This window comes from Pantoea sp. paga (assembly GCF_007558755.1).
GTDB classification, from domain to species: domain Bacteria; phylum Pseudomonadota; class Gammaproteobacteria; order Enterobacterales; family Enterobacteriaceae; genus Pantoea; species Pantoea agglomerans.
Genome location: NZ_VLTF01000014.1, coordinates 1 through 22,130, shown reverse-complemented (window position 1 = coordinate 22,130; position 22,130 = coordinate 1). Strand labels below are relative to the sequence as shown.

The window sequence follows — 22,130 nt, the reverse complement described above, 5'->3', positions numbered from 1 at the left end:
ATTTTCCCTAAAGAACACTCCCGCGTCTCGTTTATCTCAAGGTCGTCTACACTAGTATTACGTTTTTAAATCAAAGGGAGCTAAAAAATGTTTAATCGCACTGTAAAAAACGATGACATTGATATTAATCAGGATGTTAACGAACTGGCCGATTCACTGGAAGCGCTGCTGAAATCTTACGGCAGTGACGCCAAAGACGAAGTCGATTCTGCACGCAGTCAGGCAGAAAAGCTGCTGAAACAGACCCGCTCCAGACTGAACGGCGGCAGCAACCGTGTTTCACAGGTTGCGCGTGATGCCAGTGCGCAGGTTGATACCTATGTCCATGACAAGCCATGGCACGGTGTTGGTATCGGTGCCGCTTTCGGTATCGTAGTGGGTGTGCTGCTGGCTTCACGCCGCTAAGCTAAGCTCCAGAAAATCCCCTGAGCCCTGCCCTGTGCGGGGCTTTTTTATGCCCTTTTTCTGGCTGGTGACATTTACAAAAAATTTTTCCAGGCTGCAGGGCGCATCCCTGCTGGCTTTGCCGCTGTTGCGCAAATGCAAATCATAAAACCCTATATCTGGTGGGCTTGACCCACAAAAACACTACATCTAGTATTTACCTCATCAGCACGACACCAGATGTCCGGCAGAATGAGGCCCGCAACCTGCTCCTCCTGCTCTGTTTCCTGACATCAGAACCGCATATAGAGGGAAATACGAATCATGCGCATTATTATTTACACTAAAGATAACTGTGTCCAGTGCACGGCAACCAAAAATGCGATAGACCGTCAGGGTCTCGCCTATCAGCTTATCAATCTCGACAGCCAGCCCGAGGCGATCGACAACCTGAAATCACTGGGTTACCGCCAGGTACCGGTTGTGATGGCAGATAACGATCACTGGAGCGGTTTCCGCCCGGATAAAATCGCCACTCTGCGCACGCTTTCTGCTGTCGGGGAGTAAACACATGTTCCCGCTGGTCTATTTTTCCAGCCAGTCGGAAAACACCCACCGGTTTGTGACGCGCCTCGGCCTGCCTGCCCGGCGCATCCCGCTTGATGCCCGTCAACAACTGCATATCGACCAGCCCTATATTCTGGTCGTGCCCAGCTATGGCGGTGGCAGCAGTCGCGGTGCGGTACCCGGTCAGGTGATTCAGTTTCTTAATGATGAGGCGAACCGACGCGGTATTCGTGGCGTGATCGCAGCGGGCAACCGTAACTTCGGTGCCGGTTACTGCCTGGCGGGCAGCATCATTGCAAATAAATGTCAGGTTCCCTGCCTCTACCGCTTCGAGCTGATGGGAACGCCTGACGATATCGCGAAAGTTAAAGCGGGAGTAACCCAATTTTGGCAACAACAGACACCCTCAACGGCGTGACGCTCGATTATCACGCCCTTAATGCCATGCTCAATCTCTACGACGCCGAGGGCCGCATCCAGTTCGACAAGGATCGCGAAGCGACACGTCAGTTTTATCTGCAGCATGTGCAACCCAATACCGTCCCCTTCAATAGCTGCGCTGAGCGTTTACGCTATCTGGTGGCAGAGAGCTATTACGAAGCGGAAGTGCTGAACCAGTACGATTTTTCGTTCCTGCTTGCGCTGCATGAGGTGGCGGAAAATTGGGGATTTGAGTTCAAAACCTTTCTCGGTGCCTGGAAGTACTACACCAGCTATACCCTGAAGACCTTCGACGGCAAACGCTACCTGGAAACCTTCGAACAGCGCGCCTGCATGGTGGCGCTGACGCTGGCTCAGGGCGATGAAAAGCTTGCGCGGGCCCTGCTGGAGGAGATCCTCAGCGGCCGTTTTCAGCCCGCTACGCCAACCTTCCTGAACTGCGGCAAACAGCAACGCGGTGAGCTGGTCTCCTGCTTCCTGCTGCGCATCGAAGACAATATGGAGTCGATTGGTCGCGCCGTGAATTCGGCACTGCAGCTCTCAAAGCGCGGCGGCGGCGTCGCCTTTTTGCTGTCGAACCTGCGTGAGTCCGGTGCGCCAATCAAACGTATTGAAAATCAGTCGTCGGGCGTTATCCCGGTGATGAAAATGCTGGAGGATGCCTTCTCTTATGCGAATCAGCTCGGCGCGCGTCAGGGCGCTGGCGCGGTGTGGCTCAATGCACACCATCCCGATATTTTCCGCTTCCTTGATACCAAGCGCGAAAACGCCGATGAGAAGATCCGCATCAAAACCCTGTCGCTGGGCGTGGTGATCCCCGATATCACCTTCCAGCTGGCAAAAGAGAACAAACCGATGGCGCTGTTCTCGCCCTACGACGTTGAACGGATCTATGGCCAGGCCTTTGGCGATATCAGCATCAGCGAGAAATATGAGGAGATGCTGGCCGACGACCGCATCCGTAAAACCTATATTCAGCCACGCGACTTCTTCCAGACGCTGGCCGAGATTCAGTTTGAGTCGGGCTATCCCTACATCATGTATGAGGACAGCGTGAACCGCAGTAACCCGATTGCCGGTCGCATTAACATGAGCAACCTCTGCTCTGAGATCCTGCAGGTGAACAGCGCCAGCGAGTACAATGACGATCTCAGCTATCGCCGGATCGGCAAAGATATCTCCTGTAATCTCGGCTCACTGAACATTGCGCACGCCATGGATTCACGCGATCTGGCGCGCACCGTGGATGTGGCGATCCGCGCCCTGACCTCGGTGTCGATGATGAGCGAAATTGGCTCGGTGCCCTCGGTCGCCGAAGGCAATCGCCGTTCGCACGCCATTGGCCTGGGTCAGATGAACCTGCACGGCTATCTGGCGCGGGAAGGCATCGCCTATGGTTCACCGGAAGCGCTGGATTTCACCAATCTCTACTTCTACTGCATCACTTATTATGCGCTGTGCACCTCTAATCAGCTGGCACAGGAGCGTCAGCAGACCTTCGACGGCTTTGCGGATTCGCAGTACGCCAGCGGCGTCTACTTCGATAAGTATCTGCAGCGCGAATGGCTGCCGCGCACGGAACGGGTAGCGACGCTGTTTGCAGATGCCGGATTGACGCTGCCGACACAGGCGGACTGGCAGGCGCTGCGCGACGCGGTGATGCAGCACGGGCTGTTTAATCAGAACCTGCAGGCGATCCCGCCAACCGGTTCAATCTCCTACATCAACCATGCCACCTCCAGCATCCATCCGATTGTCTCCCCCATCGAGATCCGCAAAGAGGGCAAAACCGGCCGCGTCTACTATCCCGCGCCGTTTATGACCAATGAGAATCTCCATCTCTATCAGGATGCGTATCAGATTGGGCCGGAAGCGATTATTGATACCTACGCAGAAGCGACTCAGCATGTTGATCAGGGCCTGTCGCTGACGCTGTTCTTCCGCGATGATGTCTCGACCCGTGACATCAACAAAGCGCAGATTTACGCGTGGAAAAAAGGCATCAAAACGCTCTATTACATTCGACTGCGCCAGATGGCGCTTCAGGGCACGGAGGTTCAGGGCTGCGTCTCATGCTCCCTGTGATGAAAACGATGAAACTAAAACAGATTCAGGCAATTAACTGGAACCGCATTCAGGATGACAAAGATCTTGAGGTGTGGAATCGTCTCACCAGCAACTTCTGGCTGCCGGAGAAAGTGCCGCTCTCCAACGATCTGCCCGGCTGGCAGACGCTGGATAAACAGCAGCAGCAGCTGACCATCCGGGTGTTCACCGGCCTGACGCTGCTCGACACCATCCAGAACGTGATCGGTGCGCCGGGGCTGATGGAAGATGCCATTACCCCGCACGAAGAGGCGGTGCTGTCGAATATCAGCTTTATGGAAGCGGTGCATGCCCGCTCCTACAGTTCGATCTTCTCAACCCTGTGTAACACCCAGGATGTGGATGCCGCTTATCAGTGGAGCGAAGAGAATGCGCCGCTGCAGAACAAGGCGCGCATCATTCTGGAACACTACCAGGCCGATGATCCGCTGAAGAAGAAGATCGCCAGCGTTTTCCTGGAGTCGTTTTTGTTCTATTCCGGCTTCTGGCTGCCGATGTACTGGTCGAGCCGTGGCAAGCTGACCAACACCGCTGACCTGATTCGCCTGATTATTCGCGATGAGGCGGTACACGGTTACTACATCGGTTACAAATATCAGCAGGCGCTGGCTGCCGCTGACGATCTGCGCCGCGAAGAGCTGCAGCAGTTCGCCTATGATCTGCTGCTGGCGCTGTATGAGAACGAAATGGCTTATACCGAGGCGCTCTATGCCGATGTCGGCTGGGTAGAGGAGGTGAAAACCTTCCTGCACTACAACGCCAACAAAGCGTTGATGAATCTGGGCTACGAGGCGCTGTTCCCGGCGGAGCTGACAGCGGTGAATCCGGCTATTCTGTCGGCTCTGTCGCCCAACGCCGACGAAAACCACGACTTCTTCTCCGGTTCAGGCTCCTCTTATGTGATGGGAAAAGCGGTCGAAACCGAAGACGAAGACTGGAATTTCTGAGGGTTACCGGGTGCTGTTTTTTCAGCATCCGGTTTTCACTGGCAGTGCCGCGTCAGCCGCGCCACCCCGACTAATCATAAGAAAAAATTATCACTGCAACACAGCCTGACTATTTCACCGTTTATTGATTTTCACCCACCCCGCATTTCCTTTTTTTACGCCCGATTATTCCACTCAATATGATCGTTTCAGGCGTGATTATTTCCCTGCATCGGACTCCATTATTTCCGTAATATTTCACCCTGGTGACGCTTGTTTTTCTCCCTTTCACACGGCAAATCGGCTGAAATGCCAATAAAGCCCCAATAATTTCACAAAAAATTAATCCGCGCTTATCCCTTGTGAGCACTGAAGATAATCGGCATCTGAATGTCCCGCGGCCGGTCAATATCCCACTTCAGGGTTGTCAGATAACGTCAGTGTGCTACGGTATGGCCTGCTTAAATTTCAGCGGGAACGACAGGATAATATTAGATATTTCAACCAGGATTTAATGACTGCATGGCTATTAAGCTCGAAGTAAAAAATCTCTATAAAATATTTGGCGACAATCCGGAACGCGCGTTTAAATATATTGAAAAGGGTGCGACCAAAGATGTCATTCTTGAGAAGACCGGGCTCTCCCTTGGCGTAAAGAACGCCAGTCTGGCCATTGAAGAAGGCGAGATATTCGTCATCATGGGATTATCCGGCTCAGGAAAATCGACCATGGTTCGCCTTCTCAATCGTCTGATAGAGCCGACGCGCGGCCAGGTGATTATTGACGGTGTCGATATTGCCAAAATATCAGCCAGCGAACTGCGTGACGTGCGCAGAAATAAAATCAGTATGGTATTCCAGTCATTTGCTTTGATGCCGCACATGAATGTATTAAATAATACGGCATTTGGCATGGAATTAGCGGGCGTCGCATTGGCTGAACGCCAGGAAAAAGCACTGGAAGCGTTACGTCAGGTCGGGCTGGAGAATTATGCGCACGCTTACCCGGATGAACTTTCCGGAGGGATGCGACAGCGCGTCGGATTAGCCCGCGCCCTGGCCATCAATCCCGACATCTTATTAATGGATGAGGCCTTCTCCGCACTGGATCCGTTGATTCGTACTGAAATGCAGGATGAGCTGGTTAATTTACAAGCCAGGCATCAGCGCACCATCGTCTTTATTTCCCACGATCTTGATGAAGCTATGCGTATTGGCGACCGTATTGCCATTATGCAGGGCGGCGAAGTGATACAGGTTGGTACGCCGGATGAAATCCTGAATAACCCAGCCAATGACTATGTCCGCACCTTTTTCCGTGGCGTCGATATCAGCCACGTATTCAGCGCCAAAGATATCGCCCGTCGTAGCGCGGGAGCATTGATCCGCAAAGCGCCAGGTTTCGGCCCGCGCTCCGCCATTAAGCTGCTGCAGGATGAAGACCGTGACTACGGCTACGTGCTGGAGAAACAGAAGTTTCTTGGCGTGGTCTCCACCGACTCTCTGAAAGCCGCGCTGGCAGCAGGTCTGGGACTCGATAGCGCCCTCCTCGACTCGCCAGCCGCGGTGCCCGCCGATACCTCACTGAGCGATCTGCTCTCGCACGTCGCTCAGGCGCCCTGTGCGGTGCCAGTGGTCGGTGAGGAGAATCAGTATGTCGGTATCATTTCCAAAAGCACGCTATTGCGCGCGTTAGATCGTGAAGGAGCCCAGCCATGAGTCAGGAAACCACCAATCCGTGGGATAGCGGCACCGCCGCCAGCAGTCAGGCTGCGCCCACCAGCAGCGGCGGTGCCGATGCCTGGGGCACGCCCGATGGCAGCGCGACACCCGATGCAGCCAGCAGCAGTGACTGGCTCAACAGCGCCCCTGCGCCCGCGCCGGAACATTTCAATATCATGGATCCATTCCACAAAACCTGGATCCCGCTTGATCACTGGGTGACTACCGGCATCGACTGGGTGGTCAACCATTTCCGCCCGCTGTTTCAGGGTATCCGGGTGCCGGTTGACTATATTCTCAGCGCCTTTCAGCAGCTGTTGCTGGGGATGCCCGCGCCGGTAGCGATTCTGGTGTTTGCACTGATCGCCTGGCAGATCGCGACGCCCGCCATGGGCATCGCCACGCTGGTATCGCTGATCGTGATTGGTGCAATTGGCGCCTGGTCACAGGCGATGGTCACGCTGGCGCTGGTGCTTACCGCACTGATGTTCTGCATTCTCATCGGCCTGCCGCTGGGGATCTGGCTGGCCCGCAGTGAACGGGCTGCGCGTATCGTACGTCCCTTGCTGGATGCGATGCAGACGACACCCGCCTTTGTCTATCTGGTGCCGATTGTAATGCTGTTTGGTATCGGTAACGTGCCAGGCGTGGTGGTCACGATTATCTTCGCCCTGCCACCGATTGTGCGTCTGACTATTCTCGGCATTAAGCAGGTGCCCGCCGATCTGATCGAAGCGAGCGAATCCTTTGGTGCCAGTCCGCGTCAACTGCTATTCAAAGTGCAGTTGCCGCTGGCGATGCCCACCATTATGGCGGGTGTCAATCAGACCCTGATGCTGGCGCTGTCGATGGTGGTGATCGCCTCGATGATCGCCGTGGGCGGACTCGGTCAGATGGTCCTGCGCGGTATTGGCCGTCTCGATATGGGGCTGGCTACGGTGGGTGGCGTAGGGATTGTGATCCTTGCCATTATCCTTGACCGCCTGACCCAATCTTTTGGTCGCGATAGCCGCAGCCGCGGTAATCGCCACTGGTATCACACCGGCCCGCTGGGCCTGATCTTCTCTCCTTCGCGTAAAAAATAATCTGTCGGGCGGTGCCTGCGCGCCGCCCATCCTGACGCGACATCTGAAATAAGGAATGACTATGCGCAACAGAGCCTCTCTGCTCGCCGCCGTGGTAACCACGCTGGCCGTTTCACACGTCTCCGCTGCCGATCTGCCGGGCAAAGGTATTACGGTACAACCCATACAGAGCACTATCGCTGAAGAGACTTTTCAGACCCTGATTGTCAGCCGCGCGCTGGAAAAACTCGGCTATCAGGTCAGCAAACCGAGTGAAGTGGATTACAACGTTGGCTACACCTCTATCGCCGCTGGCGACGCCACCTTTACCGCAGTGAACTGGCAGCCGCTGCATGACGACATGTACAAAGCCGCCGGTGGCGATCAGAAGCTCTATCGTCAGGGAACCTACGTTACCGGTGCCGCCCAGGGTTATCTGATTGATAAGAAGACCGCCGAGAAATATCACATCACCAATATCGAACAGCTGAAAGATCCTAAGATCGCCAGCCTGTTTGACGCCAACGGCGATGGCAAAGCGGATATGACCGGCTGTACGCCAGGCTGGGGCTGTGAAGCGGTGATTGATCATCAGAACAGCGCCTTTGGTCTCAGTGATACCGTGACCGCCAATATGGGTAACTATTCGGCGATGGTGGCGGATACGCTGGCACGCTACAAACAGGGTAAACCGATTCTTTATTACACCTGGACGCCCTACTGGCTGAGCGATGTGCTGAAGCCGGGCCGCGATGTGGTCTGGCTGCAGGTGCCGTTCTCTTCGCTGCCTGGCGAACAGAAGGATGTGGATACTAAGCTGCCAAACGGCGCGAACTACGGTTTCCCGGTTAACACCATGCACATCGTCGCCAACAAAGCCTGGGCGGCGAAAAACCCGGCGGCTGCCCGTCTGTTTGCGATAATGAAGCTGCCCATTACCGATATCAATGCTGAAAACTCAGCAATGCATGCCGGACAAAACTCAGAAGAGGCGATTAACCGTCATGTGGATGGCTGGATTAAGGCGCATCAGGCTGAGTTCGATAAATGGATCAGCGAGGCGCAGGCCGCCGCGCAATAACCTGAAAACATTTCCGCCCCAGGGCGGTTGATAAAAGTGCTGGCTCAGTGAGCATACGCTTCTAGTCAGGCAGTTATCTGAGGGCAGAAATTTTTCTGCCCTTTTTTTATGCCTGCGATCCCGACTGGTATGGCCTGTTAATAAACATGCGTGTGAAATAGTTTTTTGAGTTACTATTAACCTCAAATGATTATTAGCGACCGATGCTGTTTATGAATGCGACTCGCCAGGGTCTGACGCCTGCTTTAGTAATACTGATGTCAGTAGCAACCGGCCTCTGCGTAGCCAGTAATTACTACGTTCAGCCACTACTGAATACCATCGCCCAACAGTTTGATCTCTCTGTCAGCCTCGCCGGATTTATTGTGACCACGGCGCAGCTGGGCTACGCCTGCGGTCTGCTGCTGCTGGTGCCGCTTGGCGATCGGTTTGAACGACGCAGCCTGATTGTCACGATGATCCTGCTGGCTGCTGCGGGCATGGTGATTATCGCCCTTTCGCACTCCTTTCTCTTTTTACTGCTGGGCACGGTGATGACCGGCCTGTTCTCGGTCGCTGCACAAATCCTGGTGCCGCTGGCCGCCACGCTGGCAGAGCCGGAGCGGCGCGGCAAAATCGTGGGGACGGTAATGAGCGGTTTGCTGCTGGGGATTCTGCTGGCGCGCACCGTGGCAGGCGGCCTGGCGCAGCTTGGCGGCTGGCGTACCGTTTACTGGACTGCCAGCCTGCTGATGGTGGTGATGGCCCTGGCGCTGTGGCGATCGCTGCCACGCGTGAAACAGTCTGTGCCCATGAGCTATCCGCAGCTGCTGGCCTCCATCTTTCGCCTGTATGCCGGTAATCGGGTGCTCCGCACCCGCGCCTGGACCGGCTGCCTCTCCTTTGCCAATTTCAGCCTGCTGTGGACCTCAATGGCCTTTCTGCTCGCCGGGGCGCCTTATCATTTCTCAGAGGGCGAGATTGGCTTGCTGGGGCTGGTCGGTGCCGCGGGTGCGCTGGCCGCACGTCAGGCGGGCGCGCTGGCTGACAAGGGTAAAGCGAAGCTGACCACCCGACTGGGCCTGCTGCTTATGCTGCTGTCGTGGGCCGCCATTGCGTGGGGCGCGGAGCAGCTTGCGCCGCTGATCGTCGGCATCCTGCTGCTGGATCTGGCGGTACAGGCCGTCCATATCACTAATCAAAGCGTGATCTACGCGCAGATGCCGGAGGCGCGGAACCGTCTTAATGCCGGTTACATGACCAGCTACTTTATGGGTGGCGCGGCCGGCTCACTGCTCTCCGCGACCGCTTACCATCTATGGGGCTGGTATGGCGTCTGTGTCGCTGGCGCGCTGCTGACTGTGGTTAATCTGCTGATTTGGGCGGCCGGATCGCGCTTTGAGCCGGAAAAAATCAACTGAAGCCTGGCCGGACAGCGCATTGCGTCTGGTCACAAATGGTTAGGTTTGTTATGGTTAGTAGCAAACCTATTCACTTCAGTTATTTTTCCCCGCGATATTATTAAATTTGCCCCCTTTTTGATTACGTTCCGGCACAGCGGCTGCCGCCGGACGTACGGGTTTTTGACCCAGGGCCAGGGAATGGCCTGGAACGCCTTTGATGGTGAATAGTGATTCTGTCAGCGATCACCTGCCAAAAAGTGACTACGCTTATCCTGTCACCATAGTTATTATACAAGTTGCAATTAGTGAGGTTTTTTTTAATGGAAAGTTCGTTTACTCCCATTGAGCAGATGCTAAACATCCGTGCCAATCGCCATAAGGATTTTCCGTTGCAGGAAATTATTCTGACGCGTCTCTGTATGCATATGCAGGGTAAACTGCTGGACAACCGCAATAAGATGCTGAAAGCACAGGGTATTAATGAAACCCTGTTTATGGCGTTGATTACGCTGGATGCACAGGAAAACCATAGTATTCAGCCCTCTGAGCTCAGCTCTGCCCTCGGCTCTTCACGCACCAATGCCACGCGCATTGCTGATGAGCTGGAAAAGCGCGGCTGGATTGAGCGTCGCGAAAGCGATCACGACCGTCGCTGCCTGCATCTGCATCTGACCGATAAAGGGATGGAGTTCCTGCGTCAGCTGCTGCCACCTCAGCATCAGAGCCTGCAGTACCTCTGGTCATCGCTCTCCGTCGATGAGAAGTCGCAGCTGGAAGGCATCACCCGTAAGCTACTTAATCGTCTTGATAAAATGGATGAAGATCAGCTGATCGCCTCGCTTTCCCGCTAATAGCAATAAGTGCGACACAATCACCTGTCGGAACCGTTATTTTAATTTCCTTTTTTATCTGGCCAGCGCTCAGTCGCTGGCTTTTTCGACTCGGGCGCTGGCGAAAAGGGATTTCTGTCCCCCGACTAAATGGAAAACGTGGAGAAAGACATGAGTGCAACGGCAGAAGCACAAAGCCCGCAACCGTCAGCCAACAAAAAGAAGAAGCGTAAAAGTGTGCTCATCGTGCTGGCGCTGATCTTTGTGCTGATTGGTATTGCCTGGGGAGTTTACTGGTTCCTGGTCCTGCGCCATTTTCAGGAAACGGATGACGCCTACGTTGCGGGTAACCAGGTGCAGGTGATGGCACAGGTCTCCGGTAGCGTGAATAAAGTCTGGTTTGAAGATACCGATTTCGTCAAAAAAGGCGATGTGCTGGTTTCACTGGATAAGACGGATGCGGAGCAGGCGTTTGAAAAAGCGCAGACGGCACTCGCCACCAGCGTGCGTCAGACGCATCAGCTGATGATTAATGGCAAACAGTATCAGGCCAGCATTACATTGCAACAGACCGCTCTGGCGCAGGCACAGGCCGACCTGAAACGCCGTGAGCCGTTAGGTGCGGCTAATCTGATTGGCCGTGAAGAGCTGCAACACTCCCGCGATGCCGTCGCGACGGCCAAAGCACAACTGGACGTGGCGATTCAGCAATACAATGCGAATCAGGCGATGATCCTCAACACCTCACTGGAAAATCAGCCTGCCGTGCAACAGAGTGCGGCTGAGTTGCGTGACGCCTGGCTGGCGCTGCAGCGCACCGAAATCCGTAGCCCGATGGATGGTTTTGTCTCCCGTCGCAGCGTACAGGTCGGTTCGCAAATCTCCACCAGCACCCCGCTGCTTGCCGTCGTGCCTGCAACGAATCTGTGGGTCGATGCCAACTTTAAAGAGACCCAGCTGGCTGGCGTTCGTATTGGTCAGCCTGTCACCGTGGTTGCCGACATCTATGGTGACGAAGTGGTTTATCAGGGCAAAGTTGCAGGACTGGATATGGGCACCGGCAGCGCCTTCTCACTGTTGCCGGCACAGAATGCCACCGGTAACTGGATCAAAGTGGTTCAGCGCCTGCCGGTTCGTATCGAACTGAATCAGGAAGATATCGTCAGACATCCGCTGCGTATTGGTCTGTCAACGCTGGTTAAAATCGATACCACCAGCAAAGAGGGCAGCGCGCTGGCCACCAGCGCCCGTCAGCAAGCCGCTTACAGCAGCAACGCACTGGCGATTGACCTTGCGCCGGTCAATCAGCTGATCACCGATATCGTCCGCGCCAACGCCGGATGATGACGCGGAGGCTGTAATGGCACAAAAACCGCTTGAAGGAATGCCGCTGGTCCTGATGACCATTGCGTTGTCGCTGGCGACGTTCATGCAGGTTCTGGACTCGACCATCGCCAACGTGGCTATCCCCACGATTGCCGGTAATCTGGGAGCGTCGAACTCCCAGGGAACCTGGGTGATCACCTCGTTTGGTGTGGCCAATGCGATCTCGATCCCGCTGACCGGCTGGCTGGCAAAACGCATCGGTGAAGTGAAGCTCTTTACCTGGTCGACCATTCTGTTTGCTATCGCCTCCTGGGCGTGCGGCATGTCAGACAGCCTGGAGATGCTGATCTTCTTCCGCGTCATTCAGGGGATCGTCGCGGGTCCATTGATCCCGTTGTCGCAAAGTCTGCTGCTCAACAACTATCCGCCCGCCAAGCGCAGTGTTGCGCTGTCGCTGTGGGCGATGACGGTGATCGTCGCACCGATCTGTGGCCCGATACTGGGCGGCTGGATCAGCGATAACTACCACTGGGGCTGGATCTTCTTTATCAACGTGCCCATTGGTGTGGCGGTGGTGATACTGACGCTGCAAACCCTGCGTGGCCGGGAAACCAAAACCGAAATCCGGCGGATCGATATGGTCGGGCTGGTGCTGCTGGTGGTGGGGATCGGCTGTTTGCAGGTGATGCTGGATCGCGGAAAGGAGCTCGACTGGTTTAACTCGTCCGAGATCATCGTGCTCGGGGTAGTGGCCGTGATTGCGCTGTCAGTTCTGCTGGTGTGGGAGCTGACGGACGATCACCCGATCATTGACCTGTCGCTGTTTAAGTCGCGCAACTTCACCATTGGCTGCCTGTCGATCAGTCTGGCTTATATGCTCTACTTCGGCTCGATTGTTCTGTTGCCGCAGCTGCTGCAGGAGGTCTACGGCTACACCGCAACCTGGGCCGGTCTGGCGTCTGCGCCGGTGGGCATTTTGCCGGTGATCCTGTCGCCGATAATCGGACGCTTTGCCCATAAGCTCGACATGCGACGGCTGGTCACGTTCAGCTTCATTATGTATGCCGTCTGCTTCTACTGGCGCGCGTATACGTTTGAACCGGGAATGGACTTTGGTGCCTCAGCCTGGCCGCAGTTTATTCAGGGCTTTGCCGTGGCCTGCTTCTTTATGCCGCTGACCACCATTACGCTGTCGGGATTGCCGCCGGAGCGCATGGCCGCTGCCTCCAGCCTGTCGAACTTTATGCGTACCTTTGCAGGCTCGGTGGGAACGTCGATTACCACCACTATGTGGAGTAACCGCGAGTCGATGCATCATAGCTACCTGACGGAGTCGATTACCCCTTACAACGTCAATTCGCAGCAGATGTATAGCCAGCTGGAGAGCATGGGGATGACGCAGCAGCAGGCGTCGGCCTGGATCGCGCAGCAGATTACTAACCAGGGACTGATTATTTCAGCGAATGAAATTTTCTGGGCGTCGGCGGGGGTCTTTTTGATTCTGCTGGTGCTGATCTGGTTTGCCCGTCCGCCGTTTAGCGCAGGCGGCGGTGGTGGTGGTGGTGCGCACTGATGTGACAAAGCAAAACGGGCCTTTCGGCCCGTTTTTTTATGCGTTCTGACGCCACCATTCGGCGAGCAGTACGCCGGTTGCGACCGAGACGTTGAGGCTTTCTACGTTGCCGGTGCCGCCAATCGACAGGCTCATGTCACCCTGTTTGAACGCGGTGTCAGAAAGACCTTCACGCTCCTGCCCTAACACCAGCACCATTTTCTCCGGCAGCTGAGCCTGCGCCAGCGGCGTGCCCTGATGGCTGGAGGTGGTGACGATGGTGTAACCCGCTTTACGGAACGCTTCCAGACCTTCACTGAAGGTTGCGCCGCTGATGGCCTGCACATGCTCAGCACCACCTTCTGCGGTACGTACCGCTGCGCCGGACTCCAGCAGTGAGGCGTCGTTCACCAGCAAACCTTTTACGCCGAAGTGCGCGCAGCTGCGCATAATCGCGCCGAGGTTATGCGGGTTGCTGACATCTTCCAGTGCCAGTACGCAATCTTTGGTATTCGCCTGGCTCAGCCATTCAGAAACCGCCATCCCCATGCGCTTTTTGATCAGGAAGCAGACGCCACCATGATGCTCAGTGCCTGACGCTTTGGTAATCTCAGCATCTTCCACGACGTGATAGGCTTTGCGGTTAGCCGCCAGCCAGCGCAGCGCTTCGCGGAAACGCGGTGTCACTTCCTGCACGAACCAGGCGCGAACAATCGCTTCAGGACGGCTCTGGAACAGCGCCTGACAGGCGTTCTCACCATAGACGCGCGTCTCTTCGTTACGCTGACGACGGATCTGCTCGGGATCGACGAAGCTTTTGCCGCTGATGCCGCCGTGATCCGGCTTATCGCTTTCGGTTGCCGGACGATCTGCTGATGGCGCGCGAGACACGGTGCGCCATGGGGAATCGCTGCTGCCATAGGCGCCGCGATTATCATCGCCACGCTCGTTGCGGCGGCCTGCGCCATCGTCTGAACGGCGTGGAGCGCCACGTCCGCCTTCATCACGACGCGGTGAACTGCTGCGACCGGTGTCATCGCTGCGACGGCCAGCTGAGCGACCACCTTCCTGACTGCGTTCAGTACGGGGGCCTGACGAACGACGATTATCATCCGAACGGGCAGCAGCGTGACCACCTTTGCCTGTACGAGGATTAGGCGCGCGCGCGCTTTTATCGTCCTCGCCACGCACGTACATCACCTTAACCTTACCGCTCTTGCCTTTAAATTCGTCGTTCATGTCTTCCTCCTGCATTGAGAGCGCGCAGATTACCTGATGTGCTGGCGCTTAGCTATCAACTATTGAACCTATAGAGCAATCCAGATTGAGAGGGAATCCGTCCCCTTTCATAATGAACAATATTTACCAGACTGACACTTTTCAACATCAGAGGTTCCTATGAATACGGTATGCGCTTCCTGTCAGGCAACCAATCGCGTTCCAGAAGAACGCCTTGCCGACGTGGCGAAATGTGGTCGCTGTGGAAATGCGTTATTTGATGGCGAAGTGGTGAATGCCACCAGCGCTAACTTTGACAAATATCTGCAGGATGATCTGCCGGTGGTGATCGATTTCTGGGCGCCCTGGTGCGGACCCTGTGTCAATTTTGCGCCGGTGTTTAAAGATGTCGCCAATGAACGCAGTGGTAAAGTCCGCTTTATTAAAGTGAACACCGAAGCGGAACCGGCCCTGAGCGCCCGTTTCAACATTCGCAGTATCCCGACCATCATGCTGTTTAAGAACGGTGAGCGGGTCGACATGCTGAATGGCGCGATGCCCAAAGCGCCTTTCAATGAATGGCTGGATGAGTCACTTTAATCTTCAGAGGCCAGCCTCGCTGGCCTTTTCCTTTTCGCCTGCGCTTCGATTACACTGACGTTTTTCCTGCCCTGAATACTCATGTCTGATAATGCTGTTTTGCGCTTGCGCACCCAACGCCTGGCCCGATCCACCCGTCCTTTCCTCGCGCGCGGGAATCGGGTCATCCGCTGTCAGGGCTGCCTGCTGCCAGAGGTCAACTGTCTCTGCAGTCAGATCGTGCCGCAGTCCGCTCGTAGCCGCTTCTGCCTGGTGATGTTTGATACCGAGCCGATGAAGCCGAGCAACACCGGTCGGCTGATTGCCGATATTCTGCCGGATACTCAGGCTTTTGGCTGGTCACGCACCGAGCCGGATCCGCTGCTGCTGGCGGCGGTGCGCAATCCCGATTATCAGCCGCTGGTGGTTTTCCCGGCCGCCTATGCCGACCCCGGTCGCGAAGTGCTGACAACGCCGCCCGCCAGTGGCAAACCGCCGCTGTTTATTATGCTGGATGGCACCTGGACCGAAGCCCGCAAAATGTTCCGTAAAAGCCCCTGGCTCGACGCCCTGCCGGTGATGTCGCTGGATGTCAGCACCCCGTCGCGCTATACGCTGCGTGAAGCCCACGGCGCAGGTCAGCACTGCACTGCTGAAGTGGCCGCGGCGCTGCTGGCGCAGGCGGGCGATCGGCTGGCGGCTGAGGCGTTATCTCACCATTTTGATCAGTTCCGCGCGGCCTATCTGGCAGGAAAACCGCACCACGCCGGACAGGTTTAATCGCCCGGTCACCTTCCGGCGGGAGCGTCCCTGCGGTGACAGAGATTAAAATCGGGATGCGCAGCCTGCGATCTGCCCGGAAGCACTGCCAGCAAAAAGCGTTTACAATCACGCAAATCCCGAACTCTGGAGAGCGAGATGAGCCAACGCGGACTGGAAGCGCTGTTACGACCTAAATCAATTGCGGTAATTGGTGCCTCGGTCACGCCAGGGCGCGCCGGATACTTTATGATGCGTAACCTGCTGGCAGGCGGTTTTAGCGGACCGGTGTTGCCGGTGACGCCAAAATATAAAGCGGTCAGCGGCGTACTGGCCTGGCCCACCATCGACAGCTTACCTTTTGCGCCAGACCTGGCAGTGATCTGCACCCACTCAAAACGTAACCTCGAACTGCTGCAACAGCTCGGTAAAAAAGGCTGCAAGGCCTGCATTATTCTCTCTGCGCCCGCCAGCCAGTCGGCCGAACTCAAAGCCTGCGCCAGCCAGTGGCAGATACGGCTGCTGGGACCGAACAGTCTTGGCCTGCTGGCACCCTGGCAGGGATTGAATGCCAGCTTCTCGCCGGTGCCGATAGAGAAAGGCCGTATCGCATTTATCTCTCAGTCCGCCGCCGTATCCAACACCATTCTCGACTGGGCGCAGCAGCGTAATCTCGGATTCTCCTGGTTTATCGCGCTGGGTGACAGTCTGGATACCGATGTTGATGATCTGCTCGACTTCCTGGCTCGCGACGGTAAAACCAGCGCTATCCTGCTCTATCTGGAGCACCTCAGCGATGCGCGTCGTTTTGTTTCCGCCTCACGCAGCGCCTCCCGTAATAAACCGATTCTGGTGATCAAGAGTGGTCGCAGCCGGGAAGCACAGGTGCTGCTGGGCACCCACAGCGGTCTGGACGCCGCCTGGGATGCAGCCATTCAGCGTGCCGGGTTACTGCGGGTGCAGGATACTCATGAGCTCTTCTCCGCCGTTGAGTCGCTGAGTCATATGCGGCCGCTGCGTGGCGACAGGCTGATGATCATCAGTAATGGTGCCGCCCCCGCCGCGCTGGCGCTGGATGAGCTCTATGCCCGCAATGGGAAACTGGCACAGCTCAGCGAGCAGACGATTCAGCAGCTCGAGGCGCTGTTGCCCGCTGGCGCAGGCCGCGGCAACCCGCTGGATTTAAAAGATGACGCCACAGCGGAACGTTATGCCGCCTGCACAGAGATCCTGCTCGACAGCCATGAACTTGACGCGTTGATGATTATTCATGCGCCAAGCGCGGTCGCGCCCGCGACTGAAACGGCCGGACATCTGATCGACACCATCGCCCGTCACCCACGCGGTAAGCTGGTGACGCTGCTGACCAACTGGAGTGGCGAGTTCTCTTCGCAAGCCGCGCGCCGTGCCTTTACGCAGGCGGGGATACCGACCTGGCGCACGCCAGAGGGAACGGTGACCGCCTTTATGCATCAGGTTGAGTACCGCCGTAACCAGAAGCAGCTACGCGAAACCCCTGCCCTGCCCGCCACCCTGAACCTGGACAGTGCCCATGCACACCAGCTGCTGTCACAGGCGCTGGAGCGCGGTGTTACCGCGCTGGATACCCACGAAGTGCAGCCGGTGTTGCAGGCTTACGGCCTGGCCACGCTGCCGACCTGGATCGCCAGCGACAGTAAGGCGGCAGTGGCGATTGCCGATCAGATTGGCTATCCGGTGGCGCTGAAATTACGTTCACCCGATATCGCGCATAAATCGGAGGTGCAGGGCGTGATGCTCTACCTGCGTAATGCCAGCGAAGTGGAGCATGCCGCTGAGGCCATTTTTGATCGGGTAAAACAGACGCTGCCGCAGGCACGTATCGAAGGGCTGCTGGTTCAGAGCATGGCGAGTCGTGCAGGCGCACAGGAGCTGCGGGTCGTGGTCGAACAGGATGCCCTGTTTGGCCCGATCATTATGCTGGGGGAAGGCGGCGTTGAATGGCAGGCCGATAAACAGGCTGCCGTTGCCCTTCCCCCGCTGAATATGACGCTGGCACGCTATCTGGTGATTCAGGCGATCAAGAGTGGAAAGATCCGCAGCCGCAGCGCACTGAATCCGCTGGATATCCCCGGTTTAAGCCAGCTGCTGGTGCAGGTCTCTAACCTGGTGGTGGATTGCCCGGAGATCCAGCGACTGGATATTCATCCGCTGCTGGCGGCGGGCAATGATTTTACCCTGCTGGATGTCACCCTGACGCTGGCTCCGTTCCACGGCGATAACGAAGCACGGCTGGCAATACGTCCTTATCCTCAGCATCTGGAAGAGCAGGTGGAGTTAAAGGATGGGCAATTCTGCCTGTTCCGGCCCATTCTGCCAGAGGATGAACCCCTGCTGCGCGAGTTCATCAGTCAGGTCACTAAAGAAGATCTCTACTACCGCTACTTCAGTGAAATCAGTGAGTTTACTCATGATGATCTCGCCAACATGACCCAGATCGATTATGACCGCGAGATGGCGATTGTGGCGGTACGTCAGCATCATGGACGATCCGAGATCATCGGCGTCACCCGCGCTATCTCTGATGCAGATAACATTGATGCGGAGTTTTCGGTGCTGGTCCGTTCCGACCTGAAAGGCTTAGGCATGGGCCGTCGCCTGCTGGAAAAGATGATCCGCTACACCCGGCATCACGGCTTGCAACAATTGAACGGTATCACCATGCCCCATAACCGAGGCATGATTACGCTGGCACGAAAGCTCAATTTTCATGTTGATATTCAACTGGATGACGGGATTGTCAGCCTGAAATTGTCTTTACAGAATGAGATCAACTAACCTTGTAGAGAAAGGTAAAAAACGTTCGAATCGGCGAAGTTGATGTTATTATTTGTGGTTATAACCCTGATTTGATGGCAAAAGGCCATGCAATGAACAGAGAAGAAGTGCACTGTGATGTTGTCTAAATTTAAACGTAACAAACACCAACAACACCTCGCACAGCTGCCGAAACTGTCACAATCCGTTGCGGATGTGTCGACACTTTACTCGCCTGCCGAATTTCGCCAGACGTTGCTGGAGAAAATTGCGGCAGCGCAGACTCGCATCTGTATTGTTGCGCTCTATCTGGAAAATGATGATGCCGGACGTGACGTCATGGATGCGCTTTATAGTGCGAAGCAGGCGCGGCCGGAGCTGGATATCTCGATTCTGGTTGACTGGCACCGTGCACAGCGTGGCCGAATTGGCGCAGCGCGAGGCGTAACCAATGCCGACTGGTATTGCGAAATGGCGACACGTTATCCGGATATCGCCATCCCGGTTTATGGTATCCCGGTCAATACCCGTGAAGCGCTGGGCGTGCTCCACCTTAAAGGGTTCATTATTGATGACATGCTGCTCTACAGCGGTGCCAGCATCAATGATGTCTACCTGCATCAGCATGATAAGTATCGCTATGACCGTTATCAGGTTATCCGTAATTCCCAGCTGACCAATACTATGTATGACTGGATTACGCTCAATCTGAAGTCAGCGGAAGCGGTAAACCGACTCGATTTTGCTGAGCGTCCCTCAAGTCCTGAAATTAAAAACGAGACACGCCAGTTCCGTCAGGATTTGCGCGGCTTCAATTATCAGTTTGAAGGCAATGCTGGCAACGATGAACTGACGGTCACGCCGCTGGTCGGTCTGGGTAAGCATAGCCTGCTCAATAAAACCATTTTCCACCTGATGCCCTGTGCGGAACAGAAGCTGATCATCTGTACCCCCTACTTCAACATGCCTGCCTTGCTGGTACGTAATATCATTCATCTTCTGCGTCAGGGAAAACAGGTTGAGATCATCGTCGGTGATAAAACGGCCAATGACTTCTATATTGCGCCCGATCAGCCGTTCAAAATCATCGGTGCGCTGCCTTACCTGTATGAAATCAATCTGCGTCGCTTTATGAGTCGTTTGCACTACTATGTTACGACCGATCAGCTGGTCGTGAGACTATGGAAGGATGGCGAGAACAGTTATCACCTTAAAGGAATGTGGGTTGATGACGAATGGCAGCTGATTACCGGTAATAACCTCAATCCACGTGCCTGGCGGCTCGATCTGGAAAATGCAGTGTTGATCCACGATCCTCATCTGGAGTTAGCGGCTCAGCGTGAGAAGGAACTGACGTTAATCCGGCAGAACACAACGGTAGTGACGCATTTCCGTGAGCTTGAGAGTATTGCTGATTACCCGGCCAAGGTGCGCAAACTGATTCGCCGTCTGCGCCGGATACGTATCGATCGCCTGATCAGCCGGATTCTTTAATCACTGCAGCCGAAAAGGCATCTGCTATGCGAAGTGTGCTGCTTGCTGTGTTGTTGTGTAGCGGATGCGCCCATATGGCGGAAGATCAGTGGACCGGACGAGATAAAGCGGAGCATTTTGTCGCCTCTGTAGTTCTGGCCGCTGCCGGTAGTGAATATGGGCAGCGTCAGCACCATTCTGACCTGCAATCCAGACTGTTTTCATTAACTCCTGGGGCGGGAAAAGAGTGGTATGACAGCCGCCCGAATAGCAGCGGCTGGAGCTGGAAAGATTTCGCCTGGGATGCCGCCGGTGCTGCCAGCGGCATTGCCCTGTGGAATCTGAGTCAGTAGCTTTCTCTGTTAAAGCTTAATCCCCTTACCGCGCTTGTGCAGCAACAGCGACACCAGAAATGCCACCGCGCCCATCGCTGAAACATACCAGAAGAAAGTCGTCTCAATCCCCTGCTGCTTCATCAGCAACGCAACATACTCTGCCGACCCACCAAAGATCGCATTCGCTACTGCGTAAGATAGTCCTACACCCAGTGCGCGCACCTGTGGCGGAAACATTTCTGCTTTAAGAATGCCACTGATGGCGGTGTAGAAGCTGGTAATCAGCAGCGCCAGCATAATCAACAGGAAAGCCACACCAGGGCTCTGCACGTTTTGCAACAGTGTCAGAATGGGGACCGTACAGATGGCCGCGCCCGCGCCAAAAATCATCATTGAGGTGCGACGACCGATTTTATCTGACAGGGCACCGATAATCGGCTGAATCAGCATAAAGACCAGCAGCGCACCGGTCATCAGGCCGCTGGCTGTTTTAGGATCCATACCTGACGTATTAACCAGATACTTCTGCATGTAGGTAGTGAAGGTGTAAAAACTCAGGGAGCCGCCTGCGGTGAAACCCAGCACCATCAGGAAGGGACGAGTATGATTACGCAGTAACCCGATTACGCTACCCGCATCGCGATGTTCGCGGCTCGTCTTATCTGAGGTTTCTTCCAGTGAGCGTCGTAACCATAATGCGACAACGGCGAGCAGTGCGCCGAGGAAGAACGGAATACGCCAGCCCCAGCTTCGCAGCTCTGCATCCGTCAGCAGAAATTGGAGTACCACGACGGTGAGCACTGCCGCTAACTGGCCACCAATCAGCGTGACATACTGGAATGAGGCGTAGAATCCTTTGCGTCCTTCCAGAGCCACTTCGCTCATGTAGGTTGCGCTGGTCCCATATTCTCCGCCCACCGATAATCCCTGAAACATACGCGCCAGCAGCAGAATGACGGGCGCAGCAACACCGATTGTTTCATAACCGGGTAAGCAGGCGATCACAAGCGAACCAAAACACATCATGCAGACCGAAACCAGCATCGAATTTTTTCGGCCATGTTTATCGCCGATATAGCCGAACAGCCAGCCGCCAATCGGGCGCATTAAAAATCCTGCCGCAAAAACGCCCGCTGTTTGTAACAACTGAGTCGTGGTATCGCCCTGCGGAAAGAAAATGTGGGCAAAATAGAGTGAGAAGAAGGAGTAAACGTAGAAGTCGAACCACTCAACCAGGTTACCCGATGACGCGCCGACGATAGCCCAGATACGTTTCTTTGTATCATCCGTCTGAGTTTTATTATTTGTGGGTGCCATGCCTTACCTCTGTTCCTTGCTGATCAACAGCGTTTAAAGGAGTGAGTAAAGCATTTAAGTCTACTGAAGGTAAAGGCGGCGTAATCCGAGATTATTATTGTGAGCCATGTCGCTAATTATCGAAAAATCAGCGGGTTGCTGGTCATTCAGAAGTGAATAATGGGGAGTTAAGGGTGACATACCGCATGCCCGCAGGTCACATTTTCAGCTTAATGTGGCAAAGTGCGGACGTAAAAAAGCCCCGCACTACTGTGCGGGGCTTCTTCACTTAT

At 55.3% G+C, this 22,130-nt stretch carries 19 protein-coding genes; 17 read left to right on the top strand and 2 right to left on the bottom strand.

Annotation, left to right across the window (positions count from 1 at the left end):
- The first annotated feature begins 87 nt into the window (after nt 1–87).
- The 12 genes from FOV68_RS22835 to emrB all read left to right on the top strand — a co-directional run bounded on the left by FOV68_RS22835 (nt 88) and on the right by emrB (nt 13,402).
- Nucleotides 88–405: a DUF883 family protein gene (locus FOV68_RS22835; protein WP_010257764.1), complete on the top strand. Its 318-nt coding sequence runs from the start codon at nt 88–90 to the stop codon at nt 403–405.
- 303 nt (nt 406–708) lie between these two features.
- Nucleotides 709–951, top strand: coding sequence for a glutaredoxin-like protein NrdH (gene nrdH / locus FOV68_RS22830; RefSeq protein WP_143991642.1), 243 nt, complete (start codon nt 709–711; stop codon nt 949–951).
- 4 nt (nt 952–955) lie between these two features.
- On the top strand, nt 956–1,369 hold the full coding sequence (gene nrdI / locus FOV68_RS22825) for a class Ib ribonucleoside-diphosphate reductase assembly flavoprotein NrdI (RefSeq protein ID WP_010257771.1): 414 nt from the start codon (nt 956–958) through the stop codon (nt 1,367–1,369).
- The gene (nrdE, locus tag FOV68_RS22820) at nt 1,339–3,477 is read left to right on the top strand and encodes a class 1b ribonucleoside-diphosphate reductase subunit alpha (RefSeq protein ID WP_031594471.1); all 2,139 of its coding nucleotides are present in this window, start codon (nt 1,339–1,341) and stop codon (nt 3,475–3,477) included. Before nrdI ends, nrdE begins: the two co-directional genes overlap by 31 nt.
- Nucleotides 3,478–3,485: 8 nt before the next feature.
- On the top strand, nt 3,486–4,445 hold the full coding sequence (gene nrdF, locus FOV68_RS22815; protein WP_143991641.1) for a class 1b ribonucleoside-diphosphate reductase subunit beta: 960 nt from the start codon (nt 3,486–3,488) through the stop codon (nt 4,443–4,445).
- A 501-nt stretch (nt 4,446–4,946) separates the two neighbouring features.
- On the top strand, nt 4,947–6,143 hold the full coding sequence (gene proV, locus FOV68_RS22810) for a glycine betaine/L-proline ABC transporter ATP-binding protein ProV (RefSeq protein ID WP_031594472.1): 1,197 nt from the start codon (nt 4,947–4,949) through the stop codon (nt 6,141–6,143).
- Complete coding sequence (proW, locus tag FOV68_RS22805) at nt 6,140–7,231, top strand: glycine betaine/L-proline ABC transporter permease ProW (RefSeq protein WP_022624068.1); 1,092 nt, start codon at nt 6,140–6,142, stop codon at nt 7,229–7,231. Before proV ends, proW begins: the two co-directional genes overlap by 4 nt.
- Before the next feature lie 61 nt (nt 7,232–7,292).
- On the top strand, nt 7,293–8,291 hold the full coding sequence (gene proX / locus FOV68_RS22800; RefSeq protein ID WP_143991640.1) for a glycine betaine/L-proline ABC transporter substrate-binding protein ProX: 999 nt from the start codon (nt 7,293–7,295) through the stop codon (nt 8,289–8,291).
- A gap of 212 nt (nt 8,292–8,503) precedes the next feature.
- Complete coding sequence (locus FOV68_RS22795; protein ID WP_031594474.1) at nt 8,504–9,691, top strand: MFS transporter; 1,188 nt, start codon at nt 8,504–8,506, stop codon at nt 9,689–9,691.
- A gap of 302 nt (nt 9,692–9,993) precedes the next feature.
- Nucleotides 9,994–10,524 (top strand): transcriptional repressor MprA, encoded by a 531-nt coding sequence (mprA, locus tag FOV68_RS22790; protein ID WP_003850381.1) that lies wholly within the window; start codon nt 9,994–9,996, stop codon nt 10,522–10,524.
- Nucleotides 10,525–10,674: 150 nt separating this feature from the next.
- Nucleotides 10,675–11,847, top strand: coding sequence for a multidrug efflux MFS transporter periplasmic adaptor subunit EmrA (gene emrA, locus FOV68_RS22785; protein ID WP_143991639.1), 1,173 nt, complete (start codon nt 10,675–10,677; stop codon nt 11,845–11,847).
- Nucleotides 11,848–11,863: 16 nt separating this feature from the next.
- On the top strand, nt 11,864–13,402 hold the full coding sequence (gene emrB, locus FOV68_RS22780; protein ID WP_143991638.1) for a multidrug efflux MFS transporter permease subunit EmrB: 1,539 nt from the start codon (nt 11,864–11,866) through the stop codon (nt 13,400–13,402).
- A gap of 36 nt (nt 13,403–13,438) precedes the next feature.
- On the opposite strand, the gene FOV68_RS22775 is transcribed toward emrB, so the two are convergent.
- Complete coding sequence (locus FOV68_RS22775) at nt 13,439–14,620, bottom strand: tRNA/rRNA methyltransferase (RefSeq protein ID WP_069025310.1); 1,182 nt, start codon at nt 14,618–14,620, stop codon at nt 13,439–13,441.
- A 159-nt stretch (nt 14,621–14,779) separates the two neighbouring features.
- On the opposite strand from FOV68_RS22775, the gene trxC reads away from it, so the two are divergent.
- From trxC to FOV68_RS22750, 5 genes are all read left to right on the top strand, one after another.
- Nucleotides 14,780–15,199: a thioredoxin TrxC gene (gene trxC / locus FOV68_RS22770; RefSeq protein ID WP_143991637.1), complete on the top strand. Its 420-nt coding sequence runs from the start codon at nt 14,780–14,782 to the stop codon at nt 15,197–15,199.
- Nucleotides 15,200–15,280: 81 nt separating this feature from the next.
- Nucleotides 15,281–15,958, top strand: coding sequence for a tRNA-uridine aminocarboxypropyltransferase (locus FOV68_RS22765; RefSeq protein ID WP_031594478.1), 678 nt, complete (start codon nt 15,281–15,283; stop codon nt 15,956–15,958).
- Nucleotides 15,959–16,096: 138 nt separating this feature from the next.
- Nucleotides 16,097–18,754, top strand: coding sequence for a bifunctional acetate--CoA ligase family protein/GNAT family N-acetyltransferase (locus FOV68_RS22760; RefSeq protein ID WP_143991636.1), 2,658 nt, complete (start codon nt 16,097–16,099; stop codon nt 18,752–18,754).
- Between the two features lie 117 nt (nt 18,755–18,871).
- On the top strand, nt 18,872–20,227 hold the full coding sequence (gene pssA / locus FOV68_RS22755; RefSeq protein ID WP_143991635.1) for a CDP-diacylglycerol--serine O-phosphatidyltransferase: 1,356 nt from the start codon (nt 18,872–18,874) through the stop codon (nt 20,225–20,227).
- A 26-nt stretch (nt 20,228–20,253) separates the two neighbouring features.
- On the top strand, nt 20,254–20,559 hold the full coding sequence (locus FOV68_RS22750; RefSeq protein ID WP_143991634.1) for a YfiM family lipoprotein: 306 nt from the start codon (nt 20,254–20,256) through the stop codon (nt 20,557–20,559).
- Nucleotides 20,560–20,568: 9 nt separating this feature from the next.
- Here the strand turns inward: FOV68_RS22750 and FOV68_RS22745 are convergent, their stop codons facing one another.
- The gene (locus FOV68_RS22745; RefSeq protein WP_031594658.1) at nt 20,569–21,858 is read right to left on the bottom strand and encodes an MFS family transporter; all 1,290 of its coding nucleotides are present in this window, start codon (nt 21,856–21,858) and stop codon (nt 20,569–20,571) included.
- Nucleotides 21,859–22,130: the final 272 nt, after the last annotated feature.

Bases quoted from the DNA above. Each gene is read 5' to 3' on its own strand.
- FOV68_RS22765 (WP_031594478.1), top strand. From the start codon at position 15,281: ATGTCTGATAATGCTGTTTTGCGCTTGCGCACCCAACGCCTGGCCCGA.
- proV (WP_031594472.1), top strand. From the start codon at position 4,947: ATGGCTATTAAGCTCGAAGTAAAAAATCTCTATAAAATATTTGGCGAC.
- proW (WP_022624068.1), top strand. From the start codon at position 6,140: ATGAGTCAGGAAACCACCAATCCGTGGGATAGCGGCACCGCCGCCAGC.
- nrdI (WP_010257771.1), top strand. From the start codon at position 956: ATGTTCCCGCTGGTCTATTTTTCCAGCCAGTCGGAAAACACCCACCGG.
- FOV68_RS22835 (WP_010257764.1), top strand. From the start codon at position 88: ATGTTTAATCGCACTGTAAAAAACGATGACATTGATATTAATCAGGAT.
- FOV68_RS22760 (WP_143991636.1), top strand. From the start codon at position 16,097: ATGAGCCAACGCGGACTGGAAGCGCTGTTACGACCTAAATCAATTGCG.
- nrdH (WP_143991642.1), top strand. From the start codon at position 709: ATGCGCATTATTATTTACACTAAAGATAACTGTGTCCAGTGCACGGCA.
- emrB (WP_143991638.1), top strand. From the start codon at position 11,864: ATGGCACAAAAACCGCTTGAAGGAATGCCGCTGGTCCTGATGACCATT.
- nrdF (WP_143991641.1), top strand. From the start codon at position 3,486: ATGAAACTAAAACAGATTCAGGCAATTAACTGGAACCGCATTCAGGAT.
- FOV68_RS22750 (WP_143991634.1), top strand. From the start codon at position 20,254: ATGCGAAGTGTGCTGCTTGCTGTGTTGTTGTGTAGCGGATGCGCCCAT.
- trxC (WP_143991637.1), top strand. From the start codon at position 14,780: ATGAATACGGTATGCGCTTCCTGTCAGGCAACCAATCGCGTTCCAGAA.
- mprA (WP_003850381.1), top strand. From the start codon at position 9,994: ATGGAAAGTTCGTTTACTCCCATTGAGCAGATGCTAAACATCCGTGCC.
- pssA (WP_143991635.1), top strand. From the start codon at position 18,872: ATGTTGTCTAAATTTAAACGTAACAAACACCAACAACACCTCGCACAG.
- FOV68_RS22745 (WP_031594658.1), bottom strand. From the start codon at position 21,858: ATGGCACCCACAAATAATAAAACTCAGACGGATGATACAAAGAAACGT.
- FOV68_RS22795 (WP_031594474.1), top strand. From the start codon at position 8,504: ATGAATGCGACTCGCCAGGGTCTGACGCCTGCTTTAGTAATACTGATG.
- FOV68_RS22775 (WP_069025310.1), bottom strand. From the start codon at position 14,620: ATGAACGACGAATTTAAAGGCAAGAGCGGTAAGGTTAAGGTGATGTAC.
- proX (WP_143991640.1), top strand. From the start codon at position 7,293: ATGCGCAACAGAGCCTCTCTGCTCGCCGCCGTGGTAACCACGCTGGCC.
- emrA (WP_143991639.1), top strand. From the start codon at position 10,675: ATGAGTGCAACGGCAGAAGCACAAAGCCCGCAACCGTCAGCCAACAAA.